The 17,415-nt window shown below is 64.1% G+C and carries 13 protein-coding genes; 6 read left to right on the forward strand and 7 right to left on the reverse strand.

Features of this window, described 5'->3' with window-relative positions:
- Positions 1–117: 117 nt before the first annotated feature.
- Positions 118–726 carry a CDP-alcohol phosphatidyltransferase family protein gene (locus TRIHO_RS09710; RefSeq protein WP_068242522.1) on the reverse strand — a complete coding sequence of 203 codons (609 nt, stop codon included), beginning with the start codon at positions 724–726 and terminating at the stop codon, positions 118–120.
- A gap of 116 nt (positions 727–842) precedes the next feature.
- On the opposite strand from TRIHO_RS09710, the gene TRIHO_RS09715 reads away from it, so the two are divergent.
- The 3 genes from TRIHO_RS09715 to TRIHO_RS09725 all read left to right on the forward strand — a co-directional run bounded on the left by TRIHO_RS09715 (position 843) and on the right by TRIHO_RS09725 (position 3,184).
- Complete coding sequence (locus tag TRIHO_RS09715) at positions 843–1,799, forward strand: aldo/keto reductase (protein WP_068242526.1); 957 nt, start codon at positions 843–845, stop codon at positions 1,797–1,799.
- Between the two features lie 76 nt (positions 1,800–1,875).
- Entirely contained in the window at positions 1,876–2,565 is a 690-nt protein-coding gene (locus tag TRIHO_RS09720) for a DUF938 domain-containing protein (protein WP_068242529.1), read from the forward strand.
- A gap of 127 nt (positions 2,566–2,692) precedes the next feature.
- Positions 2,693–3,184 (forward strand): EF-hand domain-containing protein, encoded by a 492-nt coding sequence (locus TRIHO_RS09725; protein WP_068242532.1) that lies wholly within the window; start codon positions 2,693–2,695, stop codon positions 3,182–3,184.
- Positions 3,185–3,239: 55 nt separating this feature from the next.
- Here TRIHO_RS09725 and TRIHO_RS09730 read toward each other — a convergent pair whose 3' ends face one another.
- The 6 genes from TRIHO_RS09730 to TRIHO_RS09755 all read right to left on the reverse strand — a co-directional run bounded on the left by TRIHO_RS09730 (position 3,240) and on the right by TRIHO_RS09755 (position 12,071).
- The gene (locus tag TRIHO_RS09730) at positions 3,240–4,193 is read right to left on the reverse strand and encodes a GGDEF domain-containing protein (RefSeq protein ID WP_068242535.1); all 954 of its coding nucleotides are present in this window, start codon (positions 4,191–4,193) and stop codon (positions 3,240–3,242) included.
- Between the two features lie 216 nt (positions 4,194–4,409).
- Entirely contained in the window at positions 4,410–6,917 is a 2,508-nt protein-coding gene (locus tag TRIHO_RS09735) for a GcvT family protein (protein ID WP_068242538.1), read from the reverse strand.
- Positions 6,918–7,140: 223 nt separating this feature from the next.
- Positions 7,141–7,548 carry a hypothetical protein gene (locus tag TRIHO_RS09740; protein ID WP_068242540.1) on the reverse strand — a complete coding sequence of 136 codons (408 nt, stop codon included), beginning with the start codon at positions 7,546–7,548 and terminating at the stop codon, positions 7,141–7,143.
- A 93-nt stretch (positions 7,549–7,641) separates the two neighbouring features.
- Positions 7,642–9,048, reverse strand: a complete 1,407-nt coding sequence (locus TRIHO_RS09745; protein WP_068242543.1) for an FAD-binding oxidoreductase — start codon at positions 9,046–9,048, stop codon at positions 7,642–7,644.
- Positions 9,049–9,225: 177 nt separating this feature from the next.
- Positions 9,226–11,031: a gamma-glutamyltransferase gene (ggt, locus tag TRIHO_RS09750; RefSeq protein WP_068242545.1), complete on the reverse strand. Its 1,806-nt coding sequence runs from the start codon at positions 11,029–11,031 to the stop codon at positions 9,226–9,228.
- 53 nt (positions 11,032–11,084) lie between these two features.
- Positions 11,085–12,071: a 2-hydroxyacid dehydrogenase gene (locus TRIHO_RS09755; protein WP_068242548.1), complete on the reverse strand. Its 987-nt coding sequence runs from the start codon at positions 12,069–12,071 to the stop codon at positions 11,085–11,087.
- A gap of 227 nt (positions 12,072–12,298) precedes the next feature.
- Between TRIHO_RS09755 and TRIHO_RS09760 the strand changes: the two genes are divergently transcribed.
- The 3 genes from TRIHO_RS09760 to TRIHO_RS09770 all read left to right on the forward strand — a co-directional run.
- Positions 12,299–12,904 (forward strand): SH3 domain-containing protein, encoded by a 606-nt coding sequence (locus TRIHO_RS09760; protein ID WP_232367756.1) that lies wholly within the window; start codon positions 12,299–12,301, stop codon positions 12,902–12,904.
- 309 nt (positions 12,905–13,213) lie between these two features.
- Positions 13,214–15,427 carry an NADP-dependent isocitrate dehydrogenase gene (locus tag TRIHO_RS09765; RefSeq protein ID WP_068242550.1) on the forward strand — a complete coding sequence of 738 codons (2,214 nt, stop codon included), beginning with the start codon at positions 13,214–13,216 and terminating at the stop codon, positions 15,425–15,427.
- A gap of 217 nt (positions 15,428–15,644) precedes the next feature.
- Positions 15,645–17,415, forward strand: a 1,771-nt coding sequence (locus TRIHO_RS09770) for a methyl-accepting chemotaxis protein (protein ID WP_082705093.1), incomplete at its 3' end; no start/stop codon positions are given.

The raw sequence follows: 17,415 nt of genomic DNA on the forward strand, positions 1-17,415 counted from the left end.
GCCCGCGACGCGGGCTGGCTGCCCGGCCCAACGGCCAAGGGCGGTCTTTGCCACAGGCAAAGGCCCCCGCGGCGGCGGGAGCGCCCCCGGTTGTGGTCCCCAGGCGTCAGCTGCCCGTCAATCCGCAAACACGCGGGCGGCCAGCAGCACCCGCGAGAGGGCGGTCACAAAACAGAGCGTGCCAAAGACATAGGCCAGCGGCACAAAGCCCGCCGGCCAGAGACACAGAAGCACGAAAAAGCCGATCGTCTCAGCCCCTTCCAGCAGGCCGCCGGTGAAATAGAGCGTCTTGACCCCGCGGGCATCGGTTTTCATCTGGCGTTTTTCCGCCAGCACCGCATAGCCAAGAAAGCTAGCGCCATTGGCATAAAAGCTGCAGAGCAAAAACGCCCCCGCCAGGCCATGTGTCGCCGGCGCCAGCGCCACGAAGCCAAGCGGCACCGCGCCATAGAACACAAAATCGCAAACAATGTCGAGATAGCCGCCGAAATCCGATGGCCGACCTGCGCGGGCAACCGCACCGTCGACCCCATCCGCCAGCCGCGAGAGCAGCAGCGGCAGCAGCGCCAACCCCGGCGCGCCCTGCGCGATCAGCAGCGCCGCAAGCAGCCCAAGCGCCAGCCCCACCAGCGTCACCTGGTTGGCGGAGACCCCGCGCGCCGCCAGACCTCGGCCGAGCGCGTTCAGGGGCGGGTCGATACGGGGGCGGATCTTGGCGTCGAACATAGCCGCAGGCTCTAGCCGGAACCGGAGCAAAGATCCACTCACGTTCCCGCGCAACCGCAGCGGCGCCGATCACATCCCCGTTGTCATCGCCTGCCCGCCCGTGCAAATCTGCGCCCATGACACAAAGCCCACGCCCCCCGCTTACCACCCTCGACGGCCAGCCCATCGGCCCCTTTGCCTTTGGTTGCATGCAGTTTGGCGGCCGCGCTGACCACAGCGCCTCGGCCGAGATGTTCGCGGCCTGCCGCGATGCCGGCTTGCGCCATTTCGATACCGCCTGTGGCTATACCGAAGGGGCGAGCGAAAAAATCCTCGGGGCGCTGGTCGCCAAGGACCGCGAGAGCCTCTATGTGGCGACCAAAGTGGGCTATATTGGCGGCGCGAGCGCGGCCAATATGCGGGCCCAGTTCGACACCAGCCGCCAGCGGCTGAACCTCGACCTTGTCGATCTGCTCTACCTGCATCGCTTTGATCCCGAAACGCCGCTGGAAGAAACGCTGACCTGCTTTGCCGAGCTGCAGCAGGCGGGGATGATCCGCCATGTGGGCCTGTCGAATTTCGCGGCCTGGCAGGTGATGAAAGCGGTGGCGCTGGCGGCCCGGCTCGGGGTTCAGATCGACGTGCTGCAACCGATGTATTCGCTGGTGAAACGCCAGGCCGAGGTCGAACTCCTGCCCATGTGCGTCGATCAGGGGATCGTGCCGGTGCCCTATTCCCCGCTTGGCGGGGGGCTGTTGACCGGCAAATATGCGGCCGCCGGCCAGACCGGACGACTGGTCGAGGACCCGCGCTATGCCGCGCGCTACGGGCCGAGCTGGATGCATCAGACAGCCCGCGACCTGTTGGCGCTGGCCGAAGAACAGGGCACTGACGCCGCGACCCTGGCCGTCGCCTGGGCCGCCGCCCATCCCGCGCGGCCGGTCCCGATCCTGTCCGCGCGCTCTGCCGCGCAACTGGCGCCCTCGCTGGCGGCGGCGCGCTTTGACATGACGCCAGAGCTCTACGCCCGCATCGAAAAACTGAGCCCCCGCCCTGCCCCGGCAACGGACCGGCTGGAAGAGAGCGAGACATGAGCGGCCAGCGTCGCCCCGCCCGAGGCAGGCGCCCCTCCGCCGGTTTTGCGGCCGCATTCAACGCGTGTCCGCGCTGATGCCGTTTCGGTCTGTACCCGGACAGGCCTCGGTTGCGAGCGAGGTCGAGGGGGGCAAGCTCTTTGCCCCCAGTGCGGCCCGCAACCTCGCGCCGCTGGTGGATCTGGTGATCCGGGAAGCGCCCCGAAACGGGCGCGCGCTGGAGATTGCCAGCGGCACCGGCCAGCATATCGTCGGCCTCGCCAGAGCGCTGCCGGGCCTTCACTGGCATCCCAGTGACATAGACCCCGCCCGCCGCGCCAGCATTGATGCCTATGTCGCCGAGGCCGGGCTGAAGAATGTCGAGATCGCCGCCGCCCTGGACGCCACCGGGCCGGGCTGGGGCGCGTTGATCGGTCCTTTTGATCTGATTTTGCTATCCAACCTGCTGCACCTGATCAGCGGCGAGGAAGCGCGCCTTCTGCTGGAACAGGCCGCCATGGCGCTGACCCCGGCGGGGCGGATGGTGATCTATGGCCCCTTCGCCCGGGGCGGCACCCTGACCAGCGAGGGCGACCGCGCATTCGACGCAGCCCTGCGCGACCACGACCCGGAGACCGGCTATAAGGATGTGGCCGAGATGCACGAGTGGGCCACAGATGTCGGCCTGTCGCTGACCAAACAGATCGAGATGCCCGCCAATAACCTCAGCCTGGTTCTGACCCGCAGCTCGCATCGGCAACCCGGGCAAACAGACAGAGCAGACTGAGAGAGCAGACAGGCAGCGCAGACCGAGGGCACAGACTGGTTGAGCATTGCTCGTTTTGCCCGCACCCTCAAAATCATCTGGTGGCGTGCCTATCTCTGCAGGGAGAATAGAACCAGAGTCGTGCCAGATGTTGCAGATCTTTCAAAGCGGCGGAGTCCCCGCCGCGCCCCGCGCTGTCCTTTTGCTGGCGCTCAGCCTCGCCTGCGCAGGCCCGGCGGTGCAGGCCCAGCCGAGCTTTTTGCAAAGTCTCGACTTTGACGGGGATGGTGCCGTCACCGTGGCCGAGGCCACCGCGACGCAGAACCTGCAGTTCTCGCGTCTGGATCTGGATGGCAACGGTCGTTTGAGTCCGGAGGAGTTTGACGCGCATCTGCAGGCCACCCGCGCCCGCTTTGCCGAGGTTGGGCAGAGCTATCGCCCCGACAATCCCCGCCCCGGGCGGATTGATGCCTTTACCTTTTCCGATGCCGATGCGGATGGCGGGATTTCACCGCTGGAGTACCACGCGGCCGCAGCGCGCTTTGCACGCAGTCTGGACCGTGACGGTGACGGGGTTATCCGCGCCGATGAAGTCAGCCATTCGTTTCAGGCCAGCCCGCCGCGACTGACAGGCCGCTGACCCGACGCTGACGCCCGCCAGCCATCGCCCTGCCCGCCAGCCATCGCGCGCGGGATCAGGTCGGCACCACCGGCGCTGGCGTATCACGCTGCTCGGGCTCGGCTTGCTGGCGGCTGATCTGGGCGTAGGCCTGGCTCATGGCGGCCTCGAACCCCTCCCATTCCCGCACTTCGGAGACGCCGATCCGAACTGGGGTCTGGGCCAGATTTTCCAACTCGACCACTGCGGTCAGGGACTCGCGGATCTGCTGACCCAGTTCGTAGCTTTCGTAAGACCGCCAGCCGGCAAGCGCGACGAGGAAATCCCCGCCCCCCAGCAGATACAGACGCTCGCGACCGCTGAGCATGGGGATGATCCGGTCTGCGGCGGCCACCAGCAGCCGATCGGCGACCTCGGGTTTGCCCTGGCCGCGCAATGTCATCAGCCCCTCGATCCGCACCAGGATCAGGCCAACGGGCGCCAGTTCCGGGATCAGGTGCAAGTCGCGTTCCAGACGGGAGCGGGTATAGGCGCGGGTCTGCGGATCGCGGCCCTCCTGGCGTTCCAGCCGGGTCCGGATGGTGACCACCTCGCCATCGGCAAGCCAGAGGTACAGCGCCGAGATAAGCCCTGCCCCGAACAGCCGCGCGGCATTGTCTGCGTCGCCCTGAAACAAGACGATCAGTGGCACCAGCACCACCAGCGCCCAGCGCACCGATCCTGTCTGCCGGTCGCCACCGAGAAAGCGCAGCCCGACCAGCGCCGGAAACAGCCAGATCGCGCCCGGCAGCCCCAGATAGGCCGTGGACAGCAGGATCGTCATCGTCAGCGACACCACCATCCCGGTGTCCGGCACCCGCGGCACGCCAGAAAGAATCGACCATCTGGCATTGATCACCAGGATGGCAGACAGCACGACCAGCGCCACCACGAGGCCCCAATGGCCCAGAACGGTATTCTTGACGGCAAGTCCCAGCAACAGGACGACACAGAACAGGCGCGTCAACAGCTCCAGTCTACGGGGCGACATCCGCCCGAAAACGTTCAAAAAACTCTTTGCTATCACTGAATCACTCACCCCGGGCGCGCCGCTCTTTTTGTCCGGGGCACCAAATATGTCGTCAGTATTAAATATTCCCCCTTACGAGCCAATAAAAAATGCCCCCGGCCCGGCCGGGGCGCCTCTGAAAACCCGACTGACCTTGCGTCACTGCGGCCCGACAGCATCGGGCCGCGGTCGGGGATGTCAGCCGTCCTTGCGGATGGTTTCGTTCTTGGGGTCATAGGGGCTGTCGCAGGTGACGACCGCATCCCACAGCTTGTCCTGCATCTTGACCTTCAGCCGTGTACCTTCGACCGCATGCGCGGGCGTCACATACCCCATGCCGATGGATTTCTCAAAAGCCACCGAATAGCCGCCGGATGTCAGCCGCCCGACGCGGGTGCCATCCTCGGCATAGAGCACCTCGCGGCCCCAGGGATCGGCGTCGTCGGGCCCGTCGATCAGCAGGGTGCAGCATTTGACACGCACGCCGGTCTCTTCCAGCTTTGCCTTGCCGTGGAACTCTTTCGACAGGTCGACAAAACGTGGCAGGTCAGCTTCGAGCGGGGTGGCATCGCGGCCCAGCTCGTTGCCGAAGGCGCGATAGGATTTTTCCTGACGCAGCCAGTTCTGGGCCCGGGCGCCGACCAGCTTCATGCCGTGTTTCGCACCGGCCTTTTCCAGCAGGTCAAAGAGGTAGGTCTGCATTTCCATCGGGTGGTGCAGCTCCCAGCCCAGCTCGCCGGTATAGGCGACGCGAATCGCGTTGACCGGGCACATGCCCAGCTCGATCTGGCGTGCCGAAAGCCACGGGAACCGCTTGTTCGACAGAGCTGTCTCCGGGTCGGCGTCCTTGATCACCTCTTTCAGCACATCGCGGGATTTCGGCCCGGCAATGGCAAAGACGCCCCATTGGGTGGTCACGTCCTGCAGTTCGATCCGGCCGAATTCGGCTTCTTTGTCTTCGATCGCCTTTTTCAGGTAATCGGCGTCATATTCAGACCAGGCCCCGGCAGAAACAAGGTAATACTGATCCTCGGCCAGGCGCACGATGGTGTATTCGGTGCGGGTGGTGCCATGCGAGGTCAGCGCATAGGTCAGGTTGATCCGGCCGATCTTGGGCAGTTTGTTGCAGGTGAACCAGTCCAGAAAGGCGGTCGCGCCCGCGCCCTTGACGATATGTTTGGTAAAGGCGGTCGCATCGACGAGGCCGACGCCCTCGCGGATCGCTTTTGCCTCTTCCACGGCATGCGGCCACCAGCCGCCCCGGCGGAAGGAGCGGGCATCATGGTCAAAACTGTCCGGCGCATCCAGCGGGCCGAAATAGTTCGGGCGTTCCCAGCCGTTTACAAAACCGAACTGCGCGCCGCGCGCCTTTTGCCGGTCATAGGCGGGCGCGGTGCGCAGCGGGCGGCAGGCGGGGCGTTCTTCATCCGGGTGGTGCAGAATGTAGACGTGTTCGTAGCACTCTTCGTTCTTGCGGGCGGCGAATTCGGTGGTCATCCAGTTGGAGGCGTAGCGTTTGGGATCGAGCGACGCCATGTCGATCTCGGCCTCGCCCTCCACCATCATCTGGGCCAGATAATACCCGGTGCCGCCAGCGGCGGTGATGCCAAAGGAAAACCCTTCGGCCAGCCACATGTTGCGCAGCCCCGGTGCCGGACCGACCAGCGGGTTGCCGTCCGGGGTGTAGCAGATCGGGCCGTTGAAATCGTCCTTGAGGCCAGAGTCCGCGCAGGAGGGCACCCGTTCCGCCATCGCCATGTACTGATCCGCGATGCGGTCCAGATCCAGCGGGAACAGATCCGCGCGAAAACTGTCCGGCACACCATGTTCAAACCGCGCCGGCGCGCCGCGTTCATAAATCCCGAGGATCCAGCCGCCGCGCTCTTCGCGGGCATAGGATTCGTTGTCGGCGTCGCGCACCACCGGGTGTTCGGGATTGCCCGCCTCGCGCCATTTGACCAGCTCGGGATCCTTGTCCATGACGATAAACGTATGTTCGACCGGGATCGCCGGCATCTTGATGCCCAGCATCCTGGCGGTGCGCTGCGCGTGGTTGCCCGATGCGGTCACCACATGTTCGGCGGTGATCACCACCTGTTCGTCGGATTCGACCAGGTTGCCGCCCTTCTCGACCATCTTGGTGCAGGTGACTTCCCAATGGGTGCCGGTCCAGTGGAAGGCATCCGCCTGCAGCCGGCGCACGATCTCGACGCCGCGCTGCCGCGCCCCCTTGGCCATCGCCTGGGTCACGTCGGCGGGGTTAATATAGCCGTCCTCGGTGTGGTAAATCGCCCCTTTGAGGTCGCCGGTTTCGATCAGCGGCCAGCGGTCCTTGATCTGGTCCGGGGTGAGCCATTCGTATTTGACATCACAGGTTTCGGCAGTGGAGGCATAGAGCATATATTCGTCCATACGCTCCTGCGTCTGCGCCATGCGCAGGTTGCCCACCACGGCAAAGCCCGCGTTGAGACCGGTTTCCGCCTCCAGCGTCTTGTAGAAATCGACCGAGTATTTGTGGATATGGGTTGCCGCGTAGGACATGTTGAACAGGGGCAACAGGCCGGCAGCATGCCAGGTGGAGCCGGATGTCAGCTCGTCACGCTCGATGAGCATGACGTCGTCCCAACCGGCCTTGGCCAGATGATATGCGATCGAAGTTCCGATGGCACCACCACCGACGATCAACGCTTTGACTTGGGTTTTCATTCGCCCGCTCTCCGAGGTCACTGATTCACGATTGCACCGGTTATGACGGAGAGTTTAGCCAAGCCACGAAATCAGGCCGACGCAAAAAATGACAAAACCGACTTCGCATCGGTTTCAGGGCCTGCTTGGGGCGGACCCTGCCTGTTTCATGCGACTTTGGAACCGACAGAAAATTGCGCAGGCACCGCCGGTTGGTCGCCGTCTGCTGACAATTCGGAGGGCCTCAGCAGTTCAGAACATTGTTGCGGCGCACGCAGGGTTTAGAGGGGGCTTCCTCTGCGACGTCCAGCGGTTGCACCTGCGGCTGTGGCAACAGCGGCAGGGGTGCGCGCGGCTCCGGCATCAGGGCGGCCTGTTGTGTCGGCGCCCCCCCAAGGAGCGCCAACCGCGCCTGCAGAACGCCCCGGTAGCCCATCATCGTCGCATCGAGCGGCGTCATCAGATCGGCCGTGATCTCGCCCCGCAGACGGCGTTGCAGGGTCTGGAGATAGGCCACGCGGTCATAGCTGGAGATGTCGCGGCCTGCCGCCCTGGCCTGCATATCCACGTCAACGGCGACGACCATCACGCCGACCAGCAAGACATTCGTATATAGGCGTAACAGCCAGATGGCGCGTCTGACGAAAAACATGCAACGGACCCCCGTCCCGATTTGAACCCAATTCCCCCTAACAGGGAGATGGGGCAGAAATTTGACGGGGGCGCTGGCGTGTTTGCGACCGGGTCAGCCGTCCGAGAGGATCTTGCCCGGGTTGAGGATGTTGTCAGGGTCAAGGGCGGCCTTGATCGCTGCCATGAACCGGGTTGTTTCGCCCAGCTCGCGCAACAGATAGGGCCGCTTGCCCTGCCCGATGCCATGCTCGCCGGTGCAGGTGCCCTCCATCGAGATCGCCAGATTGTTGAGCCAACCGACATAGTCGTCGGCCTTGGCGCGTTCCTCGGCGTTGTCCATGTCGATCAGCAGCAGCGCGTGGAAATTGCCATCGCCGACATGGCCGACCATCGGCGCAATCAGGCCCATGTCCTCGGCCTTGGCGCGCGCGGTGGTGACGCAATCGGCCAGCCGCGAAATCGGCACGCAGACATCGGTGGAGATCCCCTTGGCGCCCGGGCGCAGACCCAGCCCGGCCCAATACATATCGTGGCGTGCCTGCCAGAGCTTGCTGCGCTCTTCGGCGGTGGAGGTCGCGGTGATGTCAAATCCGCCGAATTCTTCGGCGATCTGGGCAAAGATCTCCGACTGTTCCAGCACGCCCGCCTCCGAGCCGTGGAACTCCAGCAGCAGCAGCGGCAGTTCCGGCAGGTCAAGGCCGGAGTGCTGGTTGGCGGCGCGCACGCTCATTTCATCCAGCAGCTCGATCCGGGCCACCGGGACGCCATATTGGATGACGGTCATCACCGCGCGGCAGGCCTCGTCAACGGTGCGGAAGGAACAGCGCGCCGAGCGGATCGCCTCGGGGATGCCCTGAAGACGCAAGGTGATTTCCGTGATCAGCCCAAGGGTGCCTTCGGAGCCGACCAGCAGGCGGGTCATATCATAGCCGGCCGAGGATTTCTTGGCCCGCGACGCGGTGCGGATGATGGTGCCATCGGCCATCACGGCCTCAAGGCTCAGTACGTTGTCCTTCATGGTGCCATAGCGCACCGCATTGGTGCCCGAGGCCCGCGTCGCCGTCATCCCGCCAAGCGAGGCATTGGCGCCCGGATCAATCGGGAAGAACAGTCCCTGATCGCGCAGATAGGTGTTGAGCTGTTCGCGCGTCACACCCGGTTGCACCACCACATCGAGGTCTTCGGCATGCACTGCCAGAATCTGATCCATCCGCATCATGTCGACACAGATCCCGCCGGCCGGTGCGTTCACATGACCCTCGAGCGAGGTGCCGGTGCCAAAGGGGATCACCGGCACGCCAAGTTCGGCGCAGATCTTCACGATTTCGGCGACTTCGGCCGTAGAGGTCGGAAAAACCACCGCGTCGGGGGCCTGATTCTCGATCCAGGTGGTGGTGTGGCCATGCTGTTCGCGCAGGGCCTGACCGGTCTGAAGACGATCCCCGAAACGCTCCGAGAGGGTCTGGACAGCGGCGGAGATACCGCCTTCGTTTCGGGGCAAAGTGGTGGCCTGGGCCATGGAAATCTCCTCCGTCGTATGGGGTACCGCGCCGCGCAAGTGCCCGGCTGGCAGCATATTTGGCGGCACCCTAAGCCGGGATGCAAGCCCCCACAAGACCGGCTCGCAGTCGGACACATTGGCCCGACCGCAGTGGGCCGAACACATTGGCCCAACCGCAGTGGCCGGGGCGCGGCCCTATTCGCCCAGCGCGATCCCCTCGCGGCGCGGATCGGCACCGCCATGCAGCCTGTCGCCGATTTCAATCGCATGCAGGCCAGAGTTCAGATCGCGCGGATTGACCTCGAACCCCATGCCGGTGAGCGCCTCTGCCAGGGCCTCGGCCTCGGTTCCGGCCTCCAGATCATAAGTGCCGAAGCGGTTGATGGCATGCGGCAACGAGATCGCCTCCTGCACGTTCATGCCCCAATCGGCCCAGGCAACAATGGCGGTGGCCACATAGCCAATGATGCGACTGCCGCCGGGAGAGCCGATAGCCAGCACCGGTTTGTCGTCCCGCATCACGATGGTCGGCGCCATCGAGGACCGCGGCCGTTTGCCCGGCTCCAGCCGGTTGGCGATGGGAACACCGTCGCTATGGCTGCGGAAGGAAAAATCCGTCAGCTCGTTGTTCAAGAGAAAGCCATTGGTCATCAGCCGCGCGCCAAAGCCGTTCTCGATGGTGGTCGTCATCGACAGCACGTTGCCGTATTGATCGACGATGGAGATATGCGAGGTCGAGGGGAATTCGAGGCTTTCGTCATCGGCCCAGTTCAGCGCGTGGTCAAAGGTCGGGGTGCCCGGCTCCACCACTTCCAGCGCGGTCTCGCCCGCAAGCAACCTGGCCCGGTCGGCCAGATAGTCGCCATCCACCAGTCCCTTGGTCGGCATTGGCACAAAGTCACTATCGGCCATGTAGCGGCCCCGGTCGGCAAAGGCGAGCCGCGAGGCATCGCCGATCAGCCGCCAGCTGTCGGGGTTGTCGGCGCCCAGTTCGGCCAGATCATATTGCCCCAGCATGCCGAGGATCTGCCCCACGGTGAGCGCGCCAGACGACGGCGGCCCCATGCCGCAGGCCTCAAACGCGCGATAACTGGCGCAGACGGCGGGGCGTTCCTTGACCTGATAAAGCGCCAGATCCACCGCGGACAGAACCCCGGGATTGCCGGCCGCCCCCTGCACGGTGCGCACGATATCGGCGGCGATGGGGCCGGTGTAGAAGGCCGCCGCGCCATCGGCGGCAATCGCCCGCAGCACATCCGCATAGGGCTGGTTGGAAATCACCTGACCGGCCTTCAGCGGTGTGCCCTCTGGCAGGAAATAGGCCGCCGTATCTGGGAACCGACCCAGACGGTCGGCGTCATTGGCGATGCTGTCGGCCATGCGCGGCGAGACGGCGAAACCGGTTTCCGCCAGTGCAATCGCCGCGTTGAACAGGCCGCCCCAATTGGCGCGTCCCCATTTGCGATGGGCCATTTCCAGCAGCGCAGGCGTGCCCGGCGTGCCGACGGAGCGCCCGCCGACAACCGCATCAAAAAAGCCCAAGGGTTCGCCGGCGTCATCCTGGAACAATCGCGGCGTCGCCGCCAGCGGCGCGGTTTCGCGACCATCCAACGTGGTCAGCTGTCCGGTGCGTGCATCGTAGTAGACAAGAAAGGCGCCGCCACCGAGACCAGAGGATTGCGGCTCGACCAGGCCCAGAACCGTCTGCACCGCGATCATCGCATCGGCCGCCGTGCCGCCCTTGCGCAGCACATCGGCCCCCGCCTCGACCGCCAGCGGGTTGGCGGCGGCGACCATCCAGTTCTCGGCCGCCACCGGCCTGCCCGCGTCACGCGCAGCCAGAGCGTCGCGCGCGGCTGCGCTCAGGGTCTGGATGTCACCGCCAGAGGTCGCCACCTCCGGTGCCAGGGCATCCGCGGCCTGCTGGGCCAGAGCCACCTGTGCCGATGCGACCTGCGCCAGCGCCAAACAGAGCGCTGCGCTGCAAAAACTGAACCTCATGATGATACGTCCTCCCAAACGTCCGGCCCTTGCCAAAGGTCAGCGCGGCCGGTTCAAAGCATGGCGGGCACCACCTGATCCGGTGGCCGATGCCCATCCTCGAAGGTCTTGATATTCAACAGAACCTTTTCGCCCATCTCGATCCGCCCTTCCAGCGTCGCCGACCCCATATGCGGCAGCAACACCACATTGGGCAACTCGCGCAGGCGCGGGTTGATGGTGGTGCCATGTTCATAGACATCAAGGCCGGCGCCTGCGATTTCGCCCGCGCGCAGACCACGGGTCAGGGCGTTTTCGTCGATCACCTCACCGCGCGAGGTGTTCACGATCACCGCTTCGGGTTTCAACAGCTTCAGCCGCCGGGCGTTCATCAGGTGAAAGGTCGAGGGCGTCGAGGGACAGTGGATCGAAATCACATCCATCCGCGCCACCATCTGGTCGAGGCTTTCCCACCAGGTCGCCTCCAGTTTCTCTTCGGTTTCGGGGCGCAGGCGGCGGCGGTTGTTGTAATGGACCTGCATGCCAAAGGCGCGGGCGCGGCGGGCGACCGCCTGTCCGATCCGGCCCATGCCGAGAATACCAAGGCGACGGCCAGCAAGTCGCCCCCCCAGAAGCGCGGTCGGCGCCCATCCGTCCCATTCGCCCTTTTGCATCAGCGCCAGACCTTCGGGGATGCGGCGCACCACCGCCATGATCAGCGCCATCGTCATATCGGCGGTATCATCGGTCAGCACGCCCGGCGTGTTCGAGACCAGAATCCCCCGCTGACGGGCGGTGGCCACGTCGATGTTGTCGACCCCTGCACCGTAGTTGGCAATCAGCCGCAGCTGGTCGCCCGCCTGTCCCAGCAGCGCAGCATCTATGGTATCGGTGACAGTGGGCACCAGAACATCGGCCTCCTTCATGACGGCGGCGAGTTCGGCGCGGGTCATCGGGGTATCATCGGTGCGCAGCCGCACGTTGAACAATTCGCTCAGGCGGGTTTCCACCGGCTCTGGCAACCGTCGCGTAACAACAACACTCAGGCGTTCTCTGGGCACTTGCCTTCTCCCTCCGCTATGCAGGTCGGTCATTTCCATGGCATCGTGTCGCAAGAAAATTGCGGGCACAAGCACCCTTCCGCCTCCGGGTCCGATGCGTTAAGAGCAAATATTGGATCCCGACGCGTCGAAGGCATAAAAACAAGGCGTCCGTGGCAAGAATAGGCAAACAGGCCGTGCAAAATAGTTCAGTTCCTTCGGGTCGCTCACGCAGTGCCCTGGCTGCGGTGTCACGCAGCCTTCTGGTGATCGCGATCCTGCTCACCTCTGGCGCAGGCGCCATGGCGCAGGATGCGCAGGATCCCGCCAATGCCGAACAGCCGACCACCGGCAGTCTGGAGGGTGGCGAGGTCGCGACCGCCGCCCCGCCCGAGACCGCTGCGGAGGCCGCAGAACAGACCCAGAAACGCGGGCCTGTCACGACGCTGCCGCTGCCGCGATTTGTGTCGATGAAAGCCTCGGTCGGAAATGTGCGCCGCGGACCTTCGCTGACCCATCGTATCGACTGGGTGTTCAAGCGGCGCGGCATGCCGCTGGAGATCACAGCGGAATACCAACACTGGCGCCGCGTGCGCGACCGCGACGGCGCCGGCGGCTGGGTGCATTATGCGCTGTTGAGCGGCACCCGCACCGTCATGGTCGAAGAAGACATGCTGCGGGTCCGTGCCCGCCCCGAAGAGAGCGCCCCCGTCATGGCCGCGTTCGAGCTGGGCGTTGTGGCGCAACTGGGGGCCTGCATTGCGGATTGGTGCGAGATTTCCGCCGGCGGGCACAGCGGCTGGGCGCTGAAGGAAAAGCTCTGGGGCGTAGCACCGGACGAGCTGCGCGACTGATTGCGCCGCCGCGCCCGCCGCGCCCCGTCCCTTGCGATCAGCAGGCCCGCCGGGCTGCGGCGTCCAGGGGCCTGTCAAAGCGGCGAAATCCGCTCAAGGATAGTCAAATCCTAAAAAACTTGCGGCTCAGGAGCGGTGAAAGCCCATCGAGACAATTGCCTTGGGCTGCCCTGTGGTCTAGGAGGTGCGTGTAAACATCGTGCATGTCCGGGGCCAAGCCTGTCCCGGATCAGCCACAAAGTGCCGCGGCCTCAGGGCGGCAGAGACGACGAAACAACAACTTCCGTATTCGTAGAAAGGTTGTGGAACATGGCAGAAAATTCAACGCCGGACATTTTGTATACCATCGTAGACGAAGCGCCCGAGCTGGCCTCGGCATCCTTCCTGCCGATCATTCGCAAATTTGCGGATGCTGCGGGCGTGACCGTCGGCACCAAGGATATTTCGCTGGCGGCGCGGATCCTGGCGACCTTCCCCGAGACCCTGACCGATGCCCAGAAACAAAGCGACGATCTGGCCGCTTTGGGCGAGCTGGTCAAGACCGCCGACGCCAATGTCATCAAGCTGCCAAACGTCTCCGCCTCGGTGCCGCAGCTGGTCGCGGCCGTGACCGAGCTGCAGGCGCAGGGCTATGCGCTGCCGAACTACCCCGAAGAGCCGACCACCGACGCGGAAAAAGACATCCGCGCCCGCTATGACACCATCAAAGGCTCTGCCGTGAACCCGGTGCTGCGCGAAGGCAACTCGGACCGTCGTGCGGCCAAGGCGGTGAAAAACTACGCCCAGAACAACCCGCATTCGATGGGCAAATGGGCCTCTGACAGCAAGACCAAAGTCTCGTCCATGCCGGGCAACGACTTTTACGCGAACGAAAAATCCGCGACCCTCACCGCCGAGCAGGCCGGTGACGCGAAGATCGAATTCGTCGCGAAAGACGGCAGCGTTACCGTGCTGAAGGACGTCTGGCCGCTGGCCGAAGGCACCGTGGCCGATGCCACCTTCATGTCCGTCAAGGCGTTGTCCGCCTTCCTAGAAGGCGCGATTGCGGATACCAAATCCGACGGCACCATGTTCTCGCTGCACATGAAGGCGACGATGATGAAGGTCTCCGACCCGATCATTTTCGGCTATGCGGTCAAGGCCTGGCTGAAGCCGGTCTTTGACAAATACGCCACCGAGCTGAAGGCGCTGGGCGTCAATGCGAACTCCGGCATGGGCGACCTTCTGGAGCGGGTGAAAGGCAATTCCGAGATCACCGAAGCCATCGCGGCCCTGCGCGCAGAGCGGCCCGAGATGTATATGGTGGACAGCGACAAAGGCATCACCAACCTGCATGTGCCGTCGGATGTGATCATCGACGCCTCCATGCCGGCAGTGATCCGCGCCGGCGGCAAAGGCTGGGATTCGCAAGGCAACAAGGGCGACGTGAACTGCGTCATCCCCGACAATTGCTATGCAACCGTCTATGACGAGACCATCAACTACTTCAAAGCCAATGGCGCGCTGGATGTGACCACCGCCGGTTCCGTCGCCAACGTGGGCCTGATGGCGCAGAAGGCCGAGGAATACGGCTCTCACCCGACCACGTTCGAGGCGCCTGCCGATGGCACCATCCGTGTGGTTCTGGCCAATGGCGACACGCTGCACAGCCATGAGGTCGAGGCCGGCGACATCTGGCGCGCCTGCACCGTCAAGAAAGCCCCGATCGAGAACTGGATCCAGTTGGCACTGGACCGTCAGCGTCTGACCGGTTCCGAGGCGATTTTCTGGCTGGACGCCAACCGCGCCCATGACGCCGAGCTGATCAAATACGTCCGCCCCGCGCTTGAGGTTGCTGGCGTGGCCGACAAGTTCCTGATCCTGGCCCCGCGCGAGGCAACCCGCCAGTCGCTGGAGACCATCACCGCAGGCAAGGACAGCATCGCCATCACCGGCAACGTGCTGCGCGACTATCTGACCGACCTATTCCCGATTCTCGAACTGGGCACCTCGGCCAAGATGCTGTCGATCGTGAAGCTGATGAACGGGGGCGGCCTGTTTGAAACCGGGGCCGGTGGCTCGGCGCCGAAACACGTCCAGCAGCTGGTTGAGGAAAACCACCTGCGCTGGGATTCCATGGGCGAATTCTGCGCCCTCGGCGAGAGCCTGAAGTTCCTCGCCGATGTCAAAGGCAACGCCAAGGCGGGTGTGCTGGGCGAAGCGGCCGAAGTGGCAACACAAGGCATCCTCGACAACAACAAATCCCCCTCGCGCAAGGTCGGCGAGCCGGACAACCGCGACAGCCACTACTGGTTTGCCCGCTACTGGGCAGAAGCCCTGGCCGAACAGAAAGACGATGCCGAGCTGGCAGAGTATTTCGCCCCGATTGCAGGGGCTCTGGCCGCCAGCGAAGGCGCGATCCTGTCGGAACTGGCCGCCGCCCAAGGCAAGTCTGCCGATATTGGCGGCTACTATCACCCTTCGGTTGCGAAAAAGGCCAAAGTCATGCGCCCGTCCGCGACGCTGAACGCGATCATCGACTAAGTTCTGAGGCCCGTCTTCAGATCTGCAAAACGCCCGGCTCCGTCCGGGCGTTTTTGTGTGCGGCACCTGCGGTGTTTCGGGGCAATCCCGTGCCGGGCGACCGCCGACATCCATAAAAACCAGATTTTTTTCTCCGCGACGCAGCGGCAGCGTAAATCTCCCGTTAGCGAATTTGGCGCAAAGAAGAAGGAAACCCAAACACGTAAGGCCTCTGTTCATGCCCGCCGCATTCTATGGTATTTCGACCCGAATTTATGCGCTGGTCGCGCTTGCTCTGATCACCGCCGCCAGCCTGACGTTTTTCATCCTCAACAGCGCCTCCAACGGGGCCTATGCCCTGCGGATGGGCGAGTTGCAGCATATCACCGATATCGGCCGCAGCCACATCGAGGCCTATGAGGCCCGCGTGCAGGCCGGTGAGATGACGCTGGACGAGGCCAAGACCGCCGCGGCGCAGATCCTCAACGACCTGCGCTATGGCGACAACGGCTATGTCTATGCCTTTGACAGCGAAATCATCTATGCGGTGCATCCGTTCCGCCCGCAATGGGTCGGCGCCGAGAGCCAACGCAACCTCAAGGACGTCAACGGCAACTTGATCATGGAAATGATCCTGGATGCGCTGGACGAAAACGGGCGCTCCGAATCCACCATTTTCTTTGAAAACCCAGCCACCAAGACCGTCGAACCGAAACTGACCTTCGTCCAGTACTATGAGCCCTGGGACTGGTATATCGGCACCGGCGCCTATGTGAATGACATCGAAGCCGATATTGCGCTGATGCGCATGGAGGCGCTCGGCGGGCTTGGTGTTGTGCTGGCGCTGCTGATCGGCGTGTCCTATGTCATCATTCGCAGCACCCTGCCGCCGCTCAACGCCCTGAAGGACCGCATGGGGACCATGTCCGATGGTGACCTGGAAAGCGACGTGCCGGGCCTGCAGGACCGCAGCGAGATCGGCCAGATGGCACAGGCTGTTGCCAATTTTCGCGACGGGCTGCAAATGCAGGCGGCGATGGAAATCGAAGCCCGCACCAAGGACGAGGAACGCCAGCGCGTTGTTGCAATTCTGAGCCAGCGACTGGCGAAATTTGCCAGCGGCGACCTGACCGTCCGCGTCGAGGACGCCATGCCGGACGAGTTCCGCCAGGTTGCAGAGGACTTTAACGCCACGGTGACGCAGATTTCCGACCTGATGCGCACGATGATTGCCGGGGTGGTCCAGATCGAAACCGAAAGCGAGGCGCTGGATGCGTCCTCCCGCGAGTTGGGCATGCGGACCGAAACCCAGGCGGCCTCGCTCGAGCAAACCTCGGCCGCGCTGACCGAACTGTCGGCCTCGGTGCGCAACTCCGCCGAAGAAAGCCGCGCTGCCTCGGACCGGGTGAAACAGGCCAGCGAACGCACAGAGCGCGGCGCGCAGGTGGTGAAACAGACCATCGACGCCATGCAGGGCATCGAGGAAAGCTCGCAAAAAATCTCCAGCATCACGTCGCTCATCGATGATATCTCGTTCCAGACCAGCCTTTTGGCGCTGAATGCCGGGGTTGAGGCCGCCCGCGCGGGCGAGGCCGGGCGCGGGTTTGCGGTGGTCGCAGGCGAGGTGCGGGCACTGGCCGGCAAATCCTCGGACGCGGCGCGCGAGATTGCCGAGCTGATTTCCAACGCCAGCCGCGAGGTCGAGACCGGGGTTGCCCTGGCACGGGATTCCGGCGCGGCACTGGATGAGATCAACGAGCATATTGCCGCGATCAATGAAACCGTCAGCGCCCTGGCCGATGCCGCACGCGAACAGTCCACGGGCCTGCAGGAAATCACCGCCGCCGCCGATCAGCTGGATCAGGTGACGCAACAGAATGCCGCCATGTTCGAAGAAACCTCGGCCACAACCCAGCGTCTGCGTGACGAAGCCGGCACCCTGGCGCAAAACGCCCGACGGTTCCAGCTGGAGGACAACGGCAGCCGCCCCCTGCGCCGCGCTCTGTGCG

The organism is Tritonibacter horizontis (assembly GCF_001518015.1).
Classification (GTDB): domain Bacteria; phylum Pseudomonadota; class Alphaproteobacteria; order Rhodobacterales; family Rhodobacteraceae; genus Epibacterium; species Epibacterium horizontis.

Excerpts from the sequence above, each read along its gene's own strand:
- TRIHO_RS09710 (WP_068242522.1), bottom strand. The coding sequence starts at position 726 with ATGTTCGACGCCAAGATCCGCCCCCGTATCGACCCGCCCCTGAACGCG.
- TRIHO_RS09715 (WP_068242526.1), top strand. The coding sequence starts at position 843 with ATGACACAAAGCCCACGCCCCCCGCTTACCACCCTCGACGGCCAGCCC.
- TRIHO_RS09720 (WP_068242529.1), top strand. The coding sequence starts at position 1,876 with ATGCCGTTTCGGTCTGTACCCGGACAGGCCTCGGTTGCGAGCGAGGTC.
- TRIHO_RS09725 (WP_068242532.1), top strand. The coding sequence starts at position 2,693 with ATGTTGCAGATCTTTCAAAGCGGCGGAGTCCCCGCCGCGCCCCGCGCT.
- TRIHO_RS09730 (WP_068242535.1), bottom strand. The coding sequence starts at position 4,193 with ATGTCGCCCCGTAGACTGGAGCTGTTGACGCGCCTGTTCTGTGTCGTC.
- TRIHO_RS09735 (WP_068242538.1), bottom strand. The coding sequence starts at position 6,917 with ATGAAAACCCAAGTCAAAGCGTTGATCGTCGGTGGTGGTGCCATCGGA.
- TRIHO_RS09740 (WP_068242540.1), bottom strand. The coding sequence starts at position 7,548 with ATGTTTTTCGTCAGACGCGCCATCTGGCTGTTACGCCTATATACGAAT.
- TRIHO_RS09745 (WP_068242543.1), bottom strand. The coding sequence starts at position 9,048 with ATGGCCCAGGCCACCACTTTGCCCCGAAACGAAGGCGGTATCTCCGCC.
- ggt (WP_068242545.1), bottom strand. The coding sequence starts at position 11,031 with ATGAGGTTCAGTTTTTGCAGCGCAGCGCTCTGTTTGGCGCTGGCGCAG.
- TRIHO_RS09765 (WP_068242550.1), top strand. The coding sequence starts at position 13,214 with ATGGCAGAAAATTCAACGCCGGACATTTTGTATACCATCGTAGACGAA.